Origin of the sequence: Plastoroseomonas arctica (assembly GCF_018128965.1) — a bacterium.
GTDB classification, from domain to species: Bacteria; Pseudomonadota; Alphaproteobacteria; order Acetobacterales; family Acetobacteraceae; genus Plastoroseomonas; species Plastoroseomonas arctica.
In genome coordinates this window covers 89813-104708 of record NZ_JAAEDH010000005.1, presented here as the reverse complement: position 1 = coordinate 104708, position 14896 = coordinate 89813, and the positions used below count along the sequence as shown (strand labels likewise).

Sequence of the window (14896 nt, the reverse complement as noted above, 5' to 3'; positions counted from 1 at the left end):
TCAATTCGCCGACAGGGTCAGCCGCCGCACGGCGCGTTCGCGGCCGATCAGGGGCAACAGGGTTTTCAGGTCCGGGCCGTGCTCCTCGCCGGTCAACGCGACGCGCAGCGGCAGGAACAGCGCCTTGCCCTTGCGGCCGGTGATGGGCTTCAGCGCCTCCACCCAGCCGGCCCAGGTGTATTCGTTCCACGGCTCGGCGGGCAGGTTGTCCAGCGCGGCGCGGAGGAATTCGCGCTCATTCTCCTGCACCGGCGGGATGATGGTGCCGCGTATGACGTCGATCCAGGCCGGCGCCTCGCGCATCAGGTCGAGGTTGCCGCGGATCGCGTCCCAGGCCTCGCCATCGGCGTTCTCGGGCAGGCGGTCGCGCACGCTCTCAAACGACGCCTCGTGCAGCACGCGCCGGTTCAGCGCGAGCAGCTGGCGCATATCGAAGCGCGCCGAGGAATGCGACACGCGCGACAGGTCGTAATCCTTGGCCAAGGCGCGCGGCGTGCCGGGGACCGGGTCCACGCTGGTCCCGAGTGCGGCGAGATAGCCCACCAGCGCGGCGGGCTCGATCCCGTCGCGCCGCAGATGTCGCAGCGAAATCGCACCGAGGCGCTTGGAGAGCGGGCCGCCATCCATGTCGGTCAGCAGCGGCAAGTGGCCGAAGGTGAGCCTGCTCGCATTGCCGCCCAGCGCCTCGTAGAGGTCGATCTGGATCCCCGTATTCGTCACATGGTCCTCGCCGCGCACCACATGCGTCACACCCGTCTCCAGGTCATCGACGACCGAGGTGAAGGTGTAGAGCGGCGAGCCATCGGCGCGGATCAGCACCGGGTCGGAGATCGCCTGCAGCTTCACCTGGCGCTTGCCAAGTACGGCGTCCTGCCACTGCACGGCGCGGGGGGAGAGCATGAAGCGCCAGTATGGCTGCTTGCCGTTCGCCAAAGCGCGCTCAAGCTGCTCCGGCGTCATGCGCAGCGCCTCGCGGTCATAGACCGGCGCCTTGCCTTCGCGGCGGCGGCGTTCGCGCTTCGCCGTCAGCTCCTCCTCGCTCTCGAAGCACGGGTAGAGGCGCTTGGACGCCTTCAGCCGATCGGCGGCGGAGGCATACAGGTCCAGCCGCGAGGACTGCGCGAAGCGTTCATCCCAATCCAGACCCAGCCAGCTCAGGTCCTCGTCGATGGCGGCGATGAATTCCGGCTTCGTCCGCTCGGTGTCGGTGTCGTCCAGGCGCAGCACGAAGGTGCCGCCATGCCGTCGCGCCAGCAGCCAGTTGGCCACCGCGAGGCGCGCATTCCCGGCATGCAGCAGGCCGGTGGGGGATGGGGCAAAGCGCAGTTTCATGGGGTAAGCGATTCATAATTCGTGTCGCGCGGCGAGGCTGCCGGGTGCGCGATGCAATGCGCGACCCAGGCCTGGGTGTCGAGGCCCTCCGTGGTCGCGTATTCCCCGAAGGTGAAATAGGCATCGCGCAGCGCCACCGGGTCCGGCGTGTCGGCGCGCAGATGCTCGACCTGGGCGCGGATGAAGCGGCGCGCATATTCCTGCGCGGCCTCGGCGGTCGCAAAGCCGGGCACGAGCCATTCCTCATCGGGGTCCTGGTAGGCGCCGAAATCGCCGCAGAGGACGGAATGGCTCATGCCTCGTCTTCTTCGTCTTCATCCTCGTCGTCATCATCATCGGCGCGCGGGTCGAGGATGCGCCAGTTGCGCTCCTCCGCATCGCGCGCCGGGTTCTGCGCGAAATCGGCGAGCTCGTTCGCGCTGCGCCAGGCCTGATCGGCGGCGGGGGTGATCTCCGCATCCTCGCCGAACATGTGCCAGGCGGCGAGCACCGCATCCGGCGCGGCACCGCCCGCGCGGCAGCGCTCGATGCTGTCGCGCACGTAGCGCCGCGCGAAGGCATTGGCGTGCTCCAGGGACGGGAAGCCGGTGATGGTCTCGACCGGCTCGGACCCGTTGGCGCCGGAGAGATCGAGGATGCGGACGGCGTACCCACCCTCGGGGGCGAACAGGTCGCTCACTTGATCAGCGCCGTGAAGCCGTTGGTGATGGGGTAGCGGCGGTCGCGGCCAAAGGCGCGGGGCGTGATCTTCACCCCCGGCGGCGCCTGGCGGCGCTTGTATTCGGCGCGGTCCAGCATGCGCCAGACGCGCAGGATGGTGTCGCGTGGAAAACCCTCGGCGACGAGCGCATCGACGGATTTCTCGCCCTCGATCAGCCCTTCGAGGATGGCGTCCAGCTCCTCATAGGGCGGCAGCGTGTCCTGGTCCTTCTGGTCGGGCTTGAGCTCGGCGCTCGGCGGCTTGGTGATCACCCGCTCCGGCATCACCGGCCCGCGCGGCCCCAGCACGCCGTCGGGGATGTTCGCATTGCGCCAGCGGCACAGCGAGAACACCGTGGTCTTGTAGATGTCCTTCAGCACGGAATAGCCACCGCACATGTCGCCGTACAGCGTCGCGTAGCCGGTGCTCATCTCCGACTTGTTGCCGGTGGTCAGCAGCATCGCGCCGAACTTGTTCGACAGCGCCATCAGCGTCACGCCGCGGATGCGCGACTGCAGGTTCTCCTCGGTGGTGTCGGGCGGCGAGTTGCCGAAGGCGGGCGCCAGCATGCCCGCGAAGGCCTCCATCGCCGGCCCGATCGGGATGGTCTCGTAGCGGATGCCGAGCAAATCCGCGCAGGACGCCGCATCCTCGAGGCTCTCGGGGCTGGTATAGGGCGAGGGCATCATCACCGCGTGCACCCGGTCCGCGCCCAGCGCATCCGCCGCGACAGCCGCCGAGATGGCGCTGTCGATGCCGCCGGAGAGCCCCAGCACGATGCCCGGAAACCGGTTCTTCTCCACATAATCGCGCAGGCCGAGGACCATCGCGCCGTAGATCTGCGCGTCGCGCGTCAACGGCGGCGCCAGCGCGCCCGGCGCGCAATCCAGCCGCGCCCCCGCCCGCTTCCAGGTCGTCAGGCGGATATCCTCGGCGAACATCGGCAGGATGTGGGTCAGCGCGCGGTCCGCGTTCATCACGAAGGACGCGCCCTCGAAGACCAGCTCGTCCTGGCCGCAGACCTGGTTGAGGAAGACGAAGGGCAGACCGGTCTCCACCACGCGGGCGACGGCGAGGTCCACGCGCGCCTCGTGCTTCTCCACCTCGAAGGGCGAGCCGTTGATCGAGAGCAGGATCTCCGCGCCCGATTCCGCCAGCGTCTCGGACACGGCCGGGAACCACCAATCCTCGCAGACCATCAGCCCGATGCGGAAGCCGCGGAACGGCACCGGGCCGGGCGCGGGCCCGGCATCGAAGACGCGCTTGTCGTCGAACACGCCGTAGTTCGGCAGCTCGTGCTTCGCCCGCCGCGCGACGATGCGGCCGGCATCGAGCACGAAGGCCGCGTTGTACAGCCGCTCCCCATCCTGCCACGGTCCGCCCACGATGAGACCCGGCCCGCCATCGGCCGTCTCGGCGGCGAGTTCCGCAATCGCCGCCTCACAGGCCGCGACGAAGGCGGGCTTGCGCACCAGGTCCTCGGGCGGATAGCCGGCGATGGAGAATTCCGGCGTGACCAGCAGGTCCGCGCCCAGGCGCGCGGCCTCGGCGCGCGCGGCGCGGATGCGCGCGGCGTTGGTGGCGATGGCACCCTCATGCGGATTGATCTGGGCGAGGGCGATGGCAAGCGTGTCGGTGGGCATCGCCCATAAATAGGAGGGATTGCGCGGTGCGTCACGCGCCGAGCGGGCGGAACCCGGGCCGGCATGCACCGCAATGTGAGGCAACGGCGCCGCGGCGGCGCGCTTTACCGACCATCACGGTGCGCCGAAGGCGCGCTGGCCCGCCGCCGGCCGCGGCGCGCGCAAACCCGGAGACCTCCATGCCCGACCATGACAGCCATTCGAACCCCGCGCCCACGCACGCCCACCCGCTCGAGAACCCGGCGGACAAGTACCCCAAGCCGCCCTTCGCGCGGCAGACCCAGCCCTGGCCCGGCCTCGCGGGCCGGATGGACCCGCGCCCGGACCATGGTGAGCACAGCTACAAGGGGTCGGGCCGGCTGCAGGGCCGCCGCGCGCTGATCACCGGCGGCGATTCCGGCATGGGCCGGGCGGCCGCCATCGCCTTCGCCCGCGAGGGTGCCGACGTCGCCATCAACTACCTGCCGGATGAGGAGGAGGATGCGCGCGAGGTGATCGACCTCATCCGCGCGGCCGGGCGCAACGGCGTCGCCATCCCCGGCGACCTGCGCGACGCGGCGTTCTGCCGGCAGATGGTGGACCAGGCGGTCGCGGCACTCGGCGGCCTCGACATCCTGGTCAACAATGCCGCGCGCCAGCAGACGCGCGCCTCGATCCTCGACGTCACCGACGAGGATTTCGACGCCACGATGAAGACCAACATCTACGCGCCGTTCTGGACCATCAAGGCGGCACTGCCGCACCTCAAACCGGGCTCGTCCATCATCGGGACGACGTCCGAGCAGGCCTACGACCCGTCGGCCGAGCTCTACGACTACGCGCAGACCAAGGCAGCGACGATGAACTACGTGAAGTCGCTGGCCAAGCAGCTGGCCGAGCGCGGCATCCGGGTGAACGGCGTGGCACCCGGTCCGATCTGGACGCCGATCCAGGTCTCCGGCGGGGCGACGATGGAGAAGCTCGAGAAATTCGGCAGCGCGACCCCGATGGGCCGCCCGGGGCAGCCGGCGGAGCTGGCCTCGATCAACGTCCAGCTCGCCGCGGCCGATGCGAGCTATGCAACGGGCCAGGTCTACGGCGCGGCGGGCGGCAGCGGGCAACCCTAGAGGGCTGGCGGCGCCAGCGGCGCGGCGCCGTCGATCTTCTGCAAGGTCATCAGGAGCCTGATGACACCTGGCTGCGGCCTCGGAGCCTTGGTCACACCAAAGGCGGAGGCCGGGACGGCGCCTGCCCCCTGAGCGGTGCGGCGAAGCTACGCGACCAACCGCGCGCCCACCTGCACCTCGGCCAGGATCTCGAAGGATCGGAGCCGTGCGGCGTGGTCATGGATCTGCGCCGTCACCATCAGCTCGTCCGCGCCGGTCCGCGCGACGAACTCCGCAAGGCCCCGGCGCACCGTCTCCGGCCCGCCCACGACCGAACAGGACAGCGCGTTGCGCAGCATCGCGCGCGCCTGCGGGTCGAGCCGGGCCTCGTAGCCCTCGACCGGCGGGGGCAGCTTGCCCGGCCGGCCGGAGCGGAGATTGACGAAGGCCTGCTGGAGCGAGCTGAACAGCAGCTGCGCCTCGGCATCGCTCGCTGCGGCGAAGACGTTCACGCCGAGCATGACATGGGGCCTGGCGAGCCGCGCCGAAGGGCGGAACAGCTCGCGGTACACCGCAGCGGCCTCCATCATCAGATCGGGGGCGAAATGCGAGGCGAAGGCATAGGGCAGCCCCAGCATCGCGGCGAGCTGGGCCCCATAGGTGCTGGAGCCGAGGATCCAGACATCCACGGCGAGGCCCGCGCCTGGCACGGCCTGCAGCGCCTGCCCGGGTTCGGCGGGTTCGAAATAGCCGAGCAACTCAACGACGTCGCGGGGGAAGGCGTCCACATCATTGGCGAGGGTCCGGCGCATGGCGCGCGCGGCCAGCTGATCGGACCCAGGCGCCCGGCCAAGCCCGAGGTCGATGCGCCCGGGGTGCAGCGCGGCCAGGGTGCCGAACTGCTCGGCCACCATCAGCGGCGCGTGGTTGGGCAGCATGATGCCGCCCGCACCGATGCGGATGGAGCGGGTGGCGGCGGCGGCATGGGCGAGGGCGACAGCGGTCGCGGCGCTGGCGATGCCGGGCATGTTGTGATGCTCCGCCATCCAGTAGCGGTGGAAGCCCAGCGCCTCGGCATGCCGCGCGAGATCGATGGAGTTGCGCAGCGCCTGCCCGGTATCGCTGCCTTCGGGGACGGGGGAGAGATCGAGGACGGAGAGTGGGGTCATGCACCCCATATGGGAACATGGAGGGGCCTTACGAAGGACCCCTACCCCTGCTTCTTCCGCGCCCCATTCCTGCGCAGCAGGAATTCGCGGCCGATCTTCACCCGCGGCGCGCCGTCATACTCCACGATATCAGCCGTCGCGTAGGTCTCGCTCCAGGCGTCTGGGATGAAGCTGCCGGTGCCGACCACGTCGATCGGTGCGCGGGCCTCGGCCATCACCCGGCACTTGCCCACCCCGAAGCCGGAAGAGGCGACGATGCGCACATGCGGGTAGCCGGCCTCGTCCAGCGCCTCGCGCATGCGCCAGACGGCGGCGGCCGAGACGCCGGTGCCGACCAGGTGGCGCAACTCGGTATCGCTGCGATAGCGGCGGATGGCCGAGGGTGCGTGGCGTTCCAGCACCGCATAGCTCTCCGCCGGATCGAGCCCCTCGAGAAAGCGGCCGCCATGCGTGTCCAGCCGCACGGCCATGCGGCCGGAGGCGGCGATCTCGGGGAAGCGCGCACAGACCGCGAGGCCATCGGTCACTTCGCGTCCGAAATAATCGACCAGCACGGTCAGCGCCTCGTCGGGGAAGGTCGCGTGGAACATCTCCGCCGCGCGCACGGTGGACCCGGCATAGCCGATCAGCGCATGCGGCATGGTGCCGCGCCCGGCCGGCTCGCCGAACCAGTGCGCGGTCGCGTCATTGGCGTTGCCCAGAAACCCCTTGGCCCCTTCCCGCTTCGCCGCGGCGGAGCCGACGGCCGCGGCATAGGCCATCATCTCCTGCATCTCGGCCCCGGCGCAGTGCCGCGCCTCCATGGCGAGGAAGGCGACGTTGGGGAGCTCGAGGCACATCTGGTAGGCGTTGTGCGCCGCGACGCAGGCCGGCCCCAGTTTCTGGAGCACGATGGTCTCGAGCTCACTCAGCAGCGCAAACGAACCGCCGATGTAGAGCAAGGGATCACCGGCACCCACCCAGGTGCCTTCCTCATGCGGCAATTCGATGGAGAACTCGGTGCCCCGGTTCTCCGCGACCGTGCGCAGGAAATCGAGTGCCAGGCGCGGCGCGGAGATCACTGGCCGGCGCAGGAACACCGCATAGGTGACATGGCAGTCGCCGAATTTTTCGACGACCGATCGCGTGCGCTTGAAGTAGCTGTCCGTGCGCGCCGCGATCGCGGCGTCGGAGGTCTCCGGCGCCGCGTTCGGGATGGTCATTGCGCGGCGACCGCGTGAACCGGGACGCGACGGTGCTTCAGTTCCTCGGCGATGAGGAAGGCGAGCTCCAGCGACTGCTCGGCGTTCAGCCGCGGGTCGCAGAAGGTGGCGTAGTTCTCCGACAGGTTCACCTCGGAGAGGTTGTGCGCCCCGCCCAGGCATTCGGTGACGTCGGCGCCCGTCATCTCGACATGGACACCGCCGGCGATGGTGCCCTCGGCCGCGTGCACGTCGAAAAAGCCGCGCACCTCGCCCAGGATGGAATCGAAGTTGCGCGTCTTGTAGCCGCCCACGGTCGTGGTGTTGCCGTGCATCGGGTCGCACAGCCAGGTGACGTTGCGCCCGGCGCGCTTGAGCGCGCGGACCAGCGGCGGCAGCTTGGCCTCCACCTTGTCCGCGCCCATGCGCGCGATCAGCGTGAGGCGCCCGGCCTCATTCCCCGGATTGAGGATGTCGGTCAGGCGCACCAGCTCATCGGCGTCCATCGACGGGCCGGTCTTCATGCCGATGGGGTTCTTCACCCCGCGCAGGAATTCGACATGCGCGCCATCGGGCTGCCGCGTGCGGTCGCCGATCCAGAGGAAATGCGCCGAGCAGGCGTAGGTGTCGCCGGAGGTGCTGTCGACGCGCGCGAGCGCCTGCTCATAGGGCAGCAGCAGGCTTTCGTGCGACGTATAAAAGTCCGTCTCGCGCAACTGCGGCGCGTCCGCCATCCCGCACGCCTGCATGAAGCGTAGAGTCTCGTCGATGCGGATGGTGAGGTCCGCATAGCGCGAGGCGAGCGGCGAACGCTCGACGAAGCCGAGGTTCCACCGGTGCACCTGGTGCAGGTCGGCATACCCACCCGTCGCAAACGCGCGCAGCAGGTTCAGCGTGCCGGCCGATTGCATGTAGGCGAATTCCATCCGCGACGGATCGGGGATGCGCGCCGCGGGCGTGAAATCCGGCCCGTTGATGATGTCGCCGCGATAGGACGGCAGCGTGATGCCGTCCTTGGTCTCCGTGTCCGAAGAGCGTGGCTTGGCGAACTGCCCCGCCATGCGCCCGAGCTTCACCACCGGCAGCGAGGCCCCGAAGGTCAGCACCACCGCCATCTGCAGCAGCACGCGGAAGGTGTCGCGGATGGTGTTCGCGGTGAAATCCGGGAAACCCTCGGCACAATCGCCGCCCTGGAGAACGAAGGCCTGACCCTCGCCGGCCCTGGCCAGCGCAGCTTTCAACCGCCGCGCTTCGCCTGCAAAAACCAGCGGCGGAAATCGCGCGATCTTGGCTTCCATCGCGGCGAGCGCCGCCATGTCGGGGTAATCCGGCACCTGCCGGATCGGCATCTGCCGCCAGCTCTCCGGGCTCCAGCCACGCGCAGTCATCGAACATCCTCACCGTTGAACCGCGCGACCATAGTCTGAGCGGCGCGCGGGCGGCAAGAAAGGCGGGCCCCGACCCGCCACGCGCCGCATCCACCGGAAAGCCGGCAAGCCCTCTCGGCTACGGGTTCAGGTTCGCCGCCTGGTTGATCGGGTTCAGGAATCCCGGCTCCTTCGAGTTCACGTAGCGCAGCAGGTCGGGCATCGTGAAGGTGCCCGGGAACGCCGAAGGCAAGGTCGGCTTCCAGTCAGGCTCCTGCTCCGGGTGCAGGAAGGCCTCGGGGTCGGTCTGCAACAGCCCGACGAAGACCTCGGCGAGGATGCGGCTGCCGGCCGGGCCAAGACGGTTGCCGCCATCACCCAGCACCTGCGCCTCCTTGAGGATGTAGTACCAAAGCGGCGTCGCCCGGTGCAGGTCGATCTCCTTGAGGATCCTGCCGTCGGCACCCTGGGTGATCTCCGCCTCGGTCATGGCGCGGACACCCATGTGCCGGGCGACGGCCTGGCCGCTCGGCAGTTCGAGCCGGTAGCCGCGCTGCAGGTTGCGCAACGGCAGCGATCCGCCGCCGCCGGGAAGCGTGTGCAGCGAGGGGACCAGGAACGGGTCGAACAGGCGGGCGTGGTTGAGGGCGAAGCCATTGTCCGGCGGCGTCGCTCCGGCGGGCGGGGCGCCGGGCTGGCCGAGGTCATGGAAGCGGTGCCAGTCGATGATCCAGTCGCCCGGAAGTTCGGGGAAGACGAAGGGCAGGCCGAGCTTCAGCTGCTGCGCGAGCGCCGTCCCGCCAGCCTGGTCGAGCCCTTCGGCGAGCTTGCCGACGATGCCGCCCGACTTGCCGGTGAAATGGAACAGGAAGGCGAAGTTCGACGGTCCGGCGCCGGGACGGAATGCCCGGTTGTGACTGTACACCTCGCGCACCATCGAGTGGCCGAGGCGGTAGGCGGCGCCGGAGAACTCCACCGGGATATAGGCCTCGGCATAGTCGCTCTGGATTTCCGGCAGGTAGAAACGCCGGCCGTTGGTGAGCACGTCCTGCAGGTCGTTGTTGTCGATCAGCTTGGTGAGGAAATCGTGCAGCACGATCCACTGGTAGTGCCGGCGGACGAGCTTGCGCGTCGCGTCGAAGTCGCGCCCGCCCTCATTGTCGAAGACGGCGTTGTGGAACTTCAGGAAGGCGAGATGGGTCTGCGAGACCAGCAGGTTCTCGTCATTGCGCGCATCGCCGATGAGCGCGAGGCCCTGGGTGTTGCGCGGCAGGTCGAAGGGCAGGCCGGGCTTCACATGCGGATCGCCGCCCCCGCCCGCCCCGTTCCTGCCAATCAGGAACTTGCCGGGATTGAGCCGGTCGAACAACTGCGGCGAGGCGTCACCGTTCGGCCCTGACGCATAGAGGTTGTCGAGCTCGAGCTGCGGCGTGCGGAAATTGTTCTCGCCGACCAGGTCGCGATCGCGCTCCGTCAGCGAGCTGAGATCGAGCGTGATGTCGTGGTCGACGAACTGGCCGAGATAGGTGTAGCCGGCCGGAATGTTGAGGTTGTTGACCTCGCTCTCCGGCCGCGTGTCCTTCATGCTGCCGGCGAGCTTCTCCAGCGCCGCCGTGGGCACCTCGGGCGGTCGCGTCAGGGTCGATGGGAACATGTGGCCGAAGCGGCCGACCTTGAAGCGCGGGTCGCGGCTTCGAAGGTTGCCGGTTCGGACGGTCTTGTCCGCCGGTGGGATGATGCCGTGACCTGAACTGGTGAGCTTCATGACCGTGCCTCCCGATGCAGGCGGAGGTTAAGTGATCGTGATCGTAGACACGGTGAAAAGAACGTGAGCGTGCCGCCCCCGCGCGTTCGCGCGCGCCACGCGTCAGACCCCCACTTCGCGCGTGCGGGAACGCAGCGTGACGAACTCCTCGGCCGCGGTGGGATGGATGCCGATGGTGCGGTCGAAATCCTCCTTGGTCGCGCCCATGGCCACCGCAATGGCGATGCCCTGCAGGATCTCCCCGGCATCCTCGCCGAGCATGTGGACGCCCAGCACCTTCCGCGTGCGCTGGCAGACCACCAGCTTCATCAGCGACTTGCGCCCCTGCCGCCCGGAGATCGTGTGGCGCATCGGCGTGAAGCGGGTGACGTAGATATCGGCCGGGCCCCGCTCGGCGGCCTCCGCCTCGGTCAGGCCCAGGGTCGCGATGGGGGGCGTGGTGAAGACGGCCGTCGCGACGTTCTCGTAGCTCGCGCGCCGCGGCTTGTTGCCGAACAGGGTGTCGGCCAGCGCATGGCCAGTGGCGGTGGCCATGGGCGTGAGGTTCAGCCGGTCGATCACGTCGCCCAGCGCGTAGATGTTCGCCTGGCTGGTGCGGTGGTCGTCATCGACGATGACCGCACCCTGGTCGTTGACCGCAACACCCGCTTCCTCCAGCCCCAGCCCCTTGGTGTTCGGCGAGCGCCCGGTGCAGAGGAACACCGCATCCGCCTCGCGCATGAAATTGTTGGACAGGCTGAGCACGACGCCATCGCCGGCCTGGCCGATGCGGACCGGCGCGGCATCGGGGTTCATGGTGATCCCCTGCGCGGTCATCGCCTCCACGATGGCACCGCGAATATCGACGTCGAAGCCGCGCAGCGGCAGGGCCGCGCGATAGACCACGTCCACCTCCGCCCCGAGGCCGCGCAGGATGCAGGCGAATTCCAGCGCGATGTAGCCCGCGCCCACCACGACCACCTTCTTCGGCAGCGCCTTGAGCGTGAACAGGTCATCGGAGATCAGCGCCAGTTCGGCGCCGGGAATGTCGAGCCGCGACGCGGTGCCGCCGGTGGCGATGAGGATGCGGTCGGCGGTGACGCGCTGGTCGCCCATCGCAATGGTGTGGGCGTCGAGCAGGGTGGCCCGCGCGTCGAAGCTGGTGACACCCGCGCCCTTGAGCAGGGTGGCGTAGATGCCCGACAGGCGTGCGACCTCGCGGTCCCGCCCCTCGGCGAGTTTTTGCCAATCATGGCCCTTCACCTCGATGTCCCAGCCGAAGCCGCGCGCATCCTCGGCCCAGGCGCCGTATTCGGAGGCGTTTACCATCAGCTTCTTTGGCACGCAGCCGACATTGACGCAGGTGCCGCCCCAGAACCGCTCTTCGGCGATACCGACCCGCGCCCCGTGCTGGGCCGCGATGCGGGCGCTGCGCACGCCGGCGGAGCCGCCGCCGATGACGAAATAGTCGAAATCATGGTCCGGCATCGGCACGCTCCTCATCCAAGGCTGGGGAGAATGGTGCGCGGGCGCGGGTGCGCCAAGCCGTCACCCGTTGCGAGAGGTTCGCAACTGCCCTAGTCGATGCGCATGGCCAAGCAACGCCGCCCTGCCCCTGCCCCGCCGCCGCTGCCGCTCGACGCCCTCACCGGGCTTTCCGCCGAGGATCTGGCGGCGCGATTTTCCGGCCCTGAGGGCGGACGCTGGATGGCGGCCGCCGCGCGCCTGGGGCATGCGGAGGCGATGGTGATGCACGGTCAGGCGCTGCTCGATGCCGGGGACGCGCCGGGCGCGCTGGGCTGGTTCCAGGCGGCAGCGAGGGCCGGCGACGCGATGGCACAGAACATGGTGGGCCGCTGCCACGAGATGGGCTGGGGCACGCCGGCCGACGCAGCCGCCGCGCTGGGCTGGTACGCGCGTGCGGCGGCGGCCGGGCTCGACTGGGGCCAGTACAACCTGGCCGGGCTGCTGTGGCGCGGCGCCGGCGTCGTGGCCGACCGGCCCCAGGCGCTGGATTGGTACAAGCGCGCCGCGGCGCAGGGCCACGCCAAGGCGCTGAACATCCTCGGCCGTTTTCTCGAGGAAGGCTGGGCCGGCCCGCCCGACCCGCGCGCGGCGGCCGAACTCTACGCCCGGGCGGCGGAGGGCGGCGATTTCCGCGGCCAGTTCAACCTGGCCACGCTGCTGCTGGCCGAAGGCCGCGTCGCGGAGGCCGCACAGTGGTTCACGCGCGCGGCAGCGGGCGGCACGCCGGGGTTCCTCGCCAGCATGAAGGCGCGCCTGGCCGAGCGCGAGGAGCCGGAGCTGCGGGCGATCGCGGCGGGCATCGGCGCGGTGCCGTGACGCTCCGCTCGCCAGCCGCCGTTCCGCTGGCCTAGGCTGCGATCCATGCCCGGATTCCTGTTGATCATCGCCATGGCCCTGGGCGTCACCGCCCCCGCCTTCGCCTGCGCGGTTCCGACCAGCGTCGCGGTGGAGAATCGCTCCGGCCGCCCGCTGCGCGCGGTGTTCGTGGAATCCGGTGCCGTGCACAACCAGCTGCCGCGCGAGGGGCTGCTGCCCGGCGGCACCGCCACCATCACCCTGCCCTCCTGCATGGGCACCTACACCGTGGTCGCGGAATACGCCGACGGAACGCGCATCCGCCACACTGGGCTCGACGCCGCTACCATCCGCGGGCTGACGATCCGCTGAGCTAGCCGGCCGGTCGGCGGAGGATGACGCCGCGCACGGTGAACACCTGCACCTCCTCGCCGTGCTGGTTCAGGGTGCGGTGGCGCACCAGGTAGCTGCCGCGTTCGGGCCGCGAGCGCGAGGGTGTCACCTCCAGCACCTCGCATTCCAAGCGCAGCGTGTCGCCCGGCCGCGTCGGGCGCGGCCATTGCAGCTCGCCGCCGCCGCCGACCACGCCGCCGGCGATCTCGCTCATCGCCTCGGTGATCATGCGCATGCTGAGCGCGGCGGTGTGCCAGCCGCTCGCGGCGAGGCCCTGGAACAGCGGGTGGGCCTTCGCCGCGACCGGGTCGGTGTGGAAGGGCTGCGGGTCGTACTGCGTGGCGAAGGCGATGATCGCTTCCTCGCTCAGCGTCACCGGGCCGCCGTGGAAGATGCGGCCCGGTTCGAGGTCTTCGAGGTAGAGCGGCATCAGGTGCCGATGCCGCCGATCGCGAGGTACTTCACCTCCAGATATTCCTCGATGCCGTAGAGGCTGCCCTCGCGTCCGAGCCCGCTTTCCTTGACGCCGCCGAAGGGGGCGACCTCGGTCGAGATGATGCCTTCGTTGATGCCGATCATCCCGCTCTCGATCGCCTCGGCCACGCGGAAGATCCGGCCCACGTCGCGGGCGTAGAAATACGCGGCCAAACCGAAGGGCGAATCATTGGCGAGGCTGATCGCCTCCGCCTCGTCCTTGAAGCGGAACAGCGGTGCGACGGGGCCGAAGGTCTCCTCGGAGAAGATCTGCGCGTCGTGCGGGACTTCGGAGAGGATCGTCGGCTCGAAGAAATTGCCGCCATTGCCGTGGCGCTTGCCGCCGGTGACGATATGGGCGCCTCGCTTCACCGCATCCGCGATGTGCTCCTCCACCTTCTTCACCGCATCGGCATTGATCAGCGGGCCCTGGGTCACGCCCTCCTCCATCCCGTTGCCGACCTTGAGCGCCTCGACGGCCGTCTTGAGCTTGGCCGCGAACGCGTCATAGACGCCGTCCTGCACCAGCAGTCGGTTGGCGCAGACGCAGGTCTGCCCGGTGTTGCGGTACTTCGACGCCATCGCGCCCTTCACCGCCTCGTCGAGATCGGCATCGTCGAACACGATGAAGGGGGCGTTGCCGCCGAGCTCCATCGAGGTCTTCTTGATCGTCTCGGCGCATTGCGCGAGCAGGATGCGCCCGACTTCGGTCGAGCCCGTGAAGGTCAGCTTGCGCACCAGGGGGTTGGACGTCAGCTCCTTGCCGGTCTCGCCCGAGGGGCCGGTGATGACGTTGCACACGCCCTTGGGCATCCCCGCGCGCTCCGCCAGCACCGCGATGGCGAGTGCGGAGAACGGCGTCTGCGAGGCCGGGCGGATCACGCCGGTGCATCCCGCGGCCCAGCCTGGGCCGGCCTTGCGCGTGATCATGGCCGCCGGAAAATTCCACGGCGTGATCGCCGCGAAAACGCCCACCGGCTCCTTCGTGACGATGATGCGGCGGCCCTTCATGTTCTGCGGGATGGTCTCGCCATAGACGCGCTTGGCTTCCTCGGCGAACCACTCGAAGAAGCTCGCGGCATAGGCGATCTCGCCCTTGCTCTCGGCCAGCGGCTTGCCCTGCTCGGCGGTCATGATGGCGGCCAGGTCGTCGGTGTTCGCGATCATCAGGTCGAACAGGCGCCGCAGGATGGCGCTGCGGTCCTTGGCCAGCATCGCCCGCCAGCCAGCGAAGGCCGCGTGCGCGGCCTCGATCGCGCGGCGCGTCTCGGCGGCACCGAGCGCGGGCACCACGCCCACCAGCTCGCCGTTGGCGGGGTTGCGCACCTCGATGGTCTTGCCGCTATCGGCCTGGATCCAGGCGCCGTCGACGAAGTTTGCCTGGCGGAACAGCTCGGGGTCGCGCAGCGGCAGTTTGGCGGTGGCGTCGAGCATGGCAGGTCTCCCTTGTTTTCCCCACAATAGGCACGCGGAGGCCCCTTGTCAG

Annotated in this window: 14 protein-coding genes; 3 read left to right on the top strand and 11 right to left on the bottom strand. The window is 69.5% G+C overall.

The annotated features are described in order from the left end of the window. From gltX to GXW79_RS06380, 4 genes are read right to left on the bottom strand one after another with little or no spacing between them, the layout of a single operon-like run. Complete coding sequence (gene gltX / locus GXW79_RS06395; RefSeq protein ID WP_211873521.1) at nucleotides 1–1332, bottom strand: glutamate--tRNA ligase; 1332 nt, start codon at nucleotides 1330–1332, stop codon at nucleotides 1–3. After that, a complete protein-coding gene (locus GXW79_RS06390; protein ID WP_211873520.1) occupies nucleotides 1329–1628 on the bottom strand; it encodes a hypothetical protein in 300 nt (99 codons plus the stop codon). The genes gltX and GXW79_RS06390 overlap by 4 nt, the downstream gene beginning before the upstream one ends. Beyond that, entirely contained in the window at nucleotides 1625–2011 is a 387-nt protein-coding gene (locus GXW79_RS06385; RefSeq protein ID WP_211873519.1) for a hypothetical protein, read from the bottom strand. The genes GXW79_RS06390 and GXW79_RS06385 overlap by 4 nt, the downstream gene beginning before the upstream one ends. Then, nucleotides 2008–3675, bottom strand: coding sequence for an NAD+ synthase (locus GXW79_RS06380; RefSeq protein ID WP_211873518.1), 1668 nt, complete (start codon nucleotides 3673–3675; stop codon nucleotides 2008–2010). Before GXW79_RS06380 ends, GXW79_RS06385 begins: the two co-directional genes overlap by 4 nt. A gap of 179 nt (nucleotides 3676–3854) precedes the next feature. On the opposite strand from GXW79_RS06380, the gene GXW79_RS06375 reads away from it, so the two are divergent. Then, nucleotides 3855–4781, top strand: coding sequence for an SDR family oxidoreductase (locus GXW79_RS06375; protein WP_211873517.1), 927 nt, complete (start codon nucleotides 3855–3857; stop codon nucleotides 4779–4781). A gap of 146 nt (nucleotides 4782–4927) precedes the next feature. On the opposite strand, the gene GXW79_RS06370 is transcribed toward GXW79_RS06375, so the two are convergent. The 5 genes from GXW79_RS06370 to gorA all read right to left on the bottom strand — a co-directional run bounded on the left by GXW79_RS06370 (nucleotide 4928) and on the right by gorA (nucleotide 11709). Continuing rightward, complete coding sequence (locus GXW79_RS06370; RefSeq protein ID WP_211873516.1) at nucleotides 4928–5929, bottom strand: LLM class flavin-dependent oxidoreductase; 1002 nt, start codon at nucleotides 5927–5929, stop codon at nucleotides 4928–4930. Nucleotides 5930–5970: 41 nt separating this feature from the next. Further along, the gene (locus GXW79_RS06365; protein WP_211873515.1) at nucleotides 5971–7131 is read right to left on the bottom strand and encodes a beta/alpha barrel domain-containing protein; all 1161 of its coding nucleotides are present in this window, start codon (nucleotides 7129–7131) and stop codon (nucleotides 5971–5973) included. Next, a complete protein-coding gene (locus tag GXW79_RS06360; RefSeq protein ID WP_211873514.1) occupies nucleotides 7128–8498 on the bottom strand; it encodes a class II 3-deoxy-7-phosphoheptulonate synthase in 1371 nt (456 codons plus the stop codon). The genes GXW79_RS06365 and GXW79_RS06360 overlap by 4 nt, the downstream gene beginning before the upstream one ends. 118 nt (nucleotides 8499–8616) lie before the next feature. Continuing rightward, nucleotides 8617–10242, bottom strand: a complete 1626-nt coding sequence (locus GXW79_RS06355; protein WP_211873513.1) for a peroxidase family protein — start codon at nucleotides 10240–10242, stop codon at nucleotides 8617–8619. A gap of 102 nt (nucleotides 10243–10344) precedes the next feature. Next, complete coding sequence (gene gorA / locus GXW79_RS06350) at nucleotides 10345–11709, bottom strand: glutathione-disulfide reductase (RefSeq protein WP_211873512.1); 1365 nt, start codon at nucleotides 11707–11709, stop codon at nucleotides 10345–10347. Nucleotides 11710–11811: 102 nt separating this feature from the next. On the opposite strand from gorA, the gene GXW79_RS06345 reads away from it, so the two are divergent. After that, on the top strand, nucleotides 11812–12564 hold the full coding sequence (locus tag GXW79_RS06345; protein WP_246503775.1) for a tetratricopeptide repeat protein: 753 nt from the start codon (nucleotides 11812–11814) through the stop codon (nucleotides 12562–12564). A 45-nt stretch (nucleotides 12565–12609) separates the two neighbouring features. Further along, nucleotides 12610–12915, top strand: a complete 306-nt coding sequence (locus GXW79_RS06340) for a hypothetical protein (protein WP_211873511.1) — start codon at nucleotides 12610–12612, stop codon at nucleotides 12913–12915. A 1-nt stretch (nucleotide 12916) separates the two neighbouring features. Here GXW79_RS06340 and GXW79_RS06335 read toward each other — a convergent pair whose 3' ends face one another. Both GXW79_RS06335 and GXW79_RS06330 read right to left on the bottom strand, forming a co-directional pair. Further along, nucleotides 12917–13366: a MaoC family dehydratase gene (locus GXW79_RS06335; protein WP_211873510.1), complete on the bottom strand. Its 450-nt coding sequence runs from the start codon at nucleotides 13364–13366 to the stop codon at nucleotides 12917–12919. Continuing rightward, entirely contained in the window at nucleotides 13366–14844 is a 1479-nt protein-coding gene (locus GXW79_RS06330) for an NAD-dependent succinate-semialdehyde dehydrogenase (protein ID WP_211873509.1), read from the bottom strand. Before GXW79_RS06330 ends, GXW79_RS06335 begins: the two co-directional genes overlap by 1 nt. Between the last annotated feature and the right edge of the window lie 52 nt (nucleotides 14845–14896).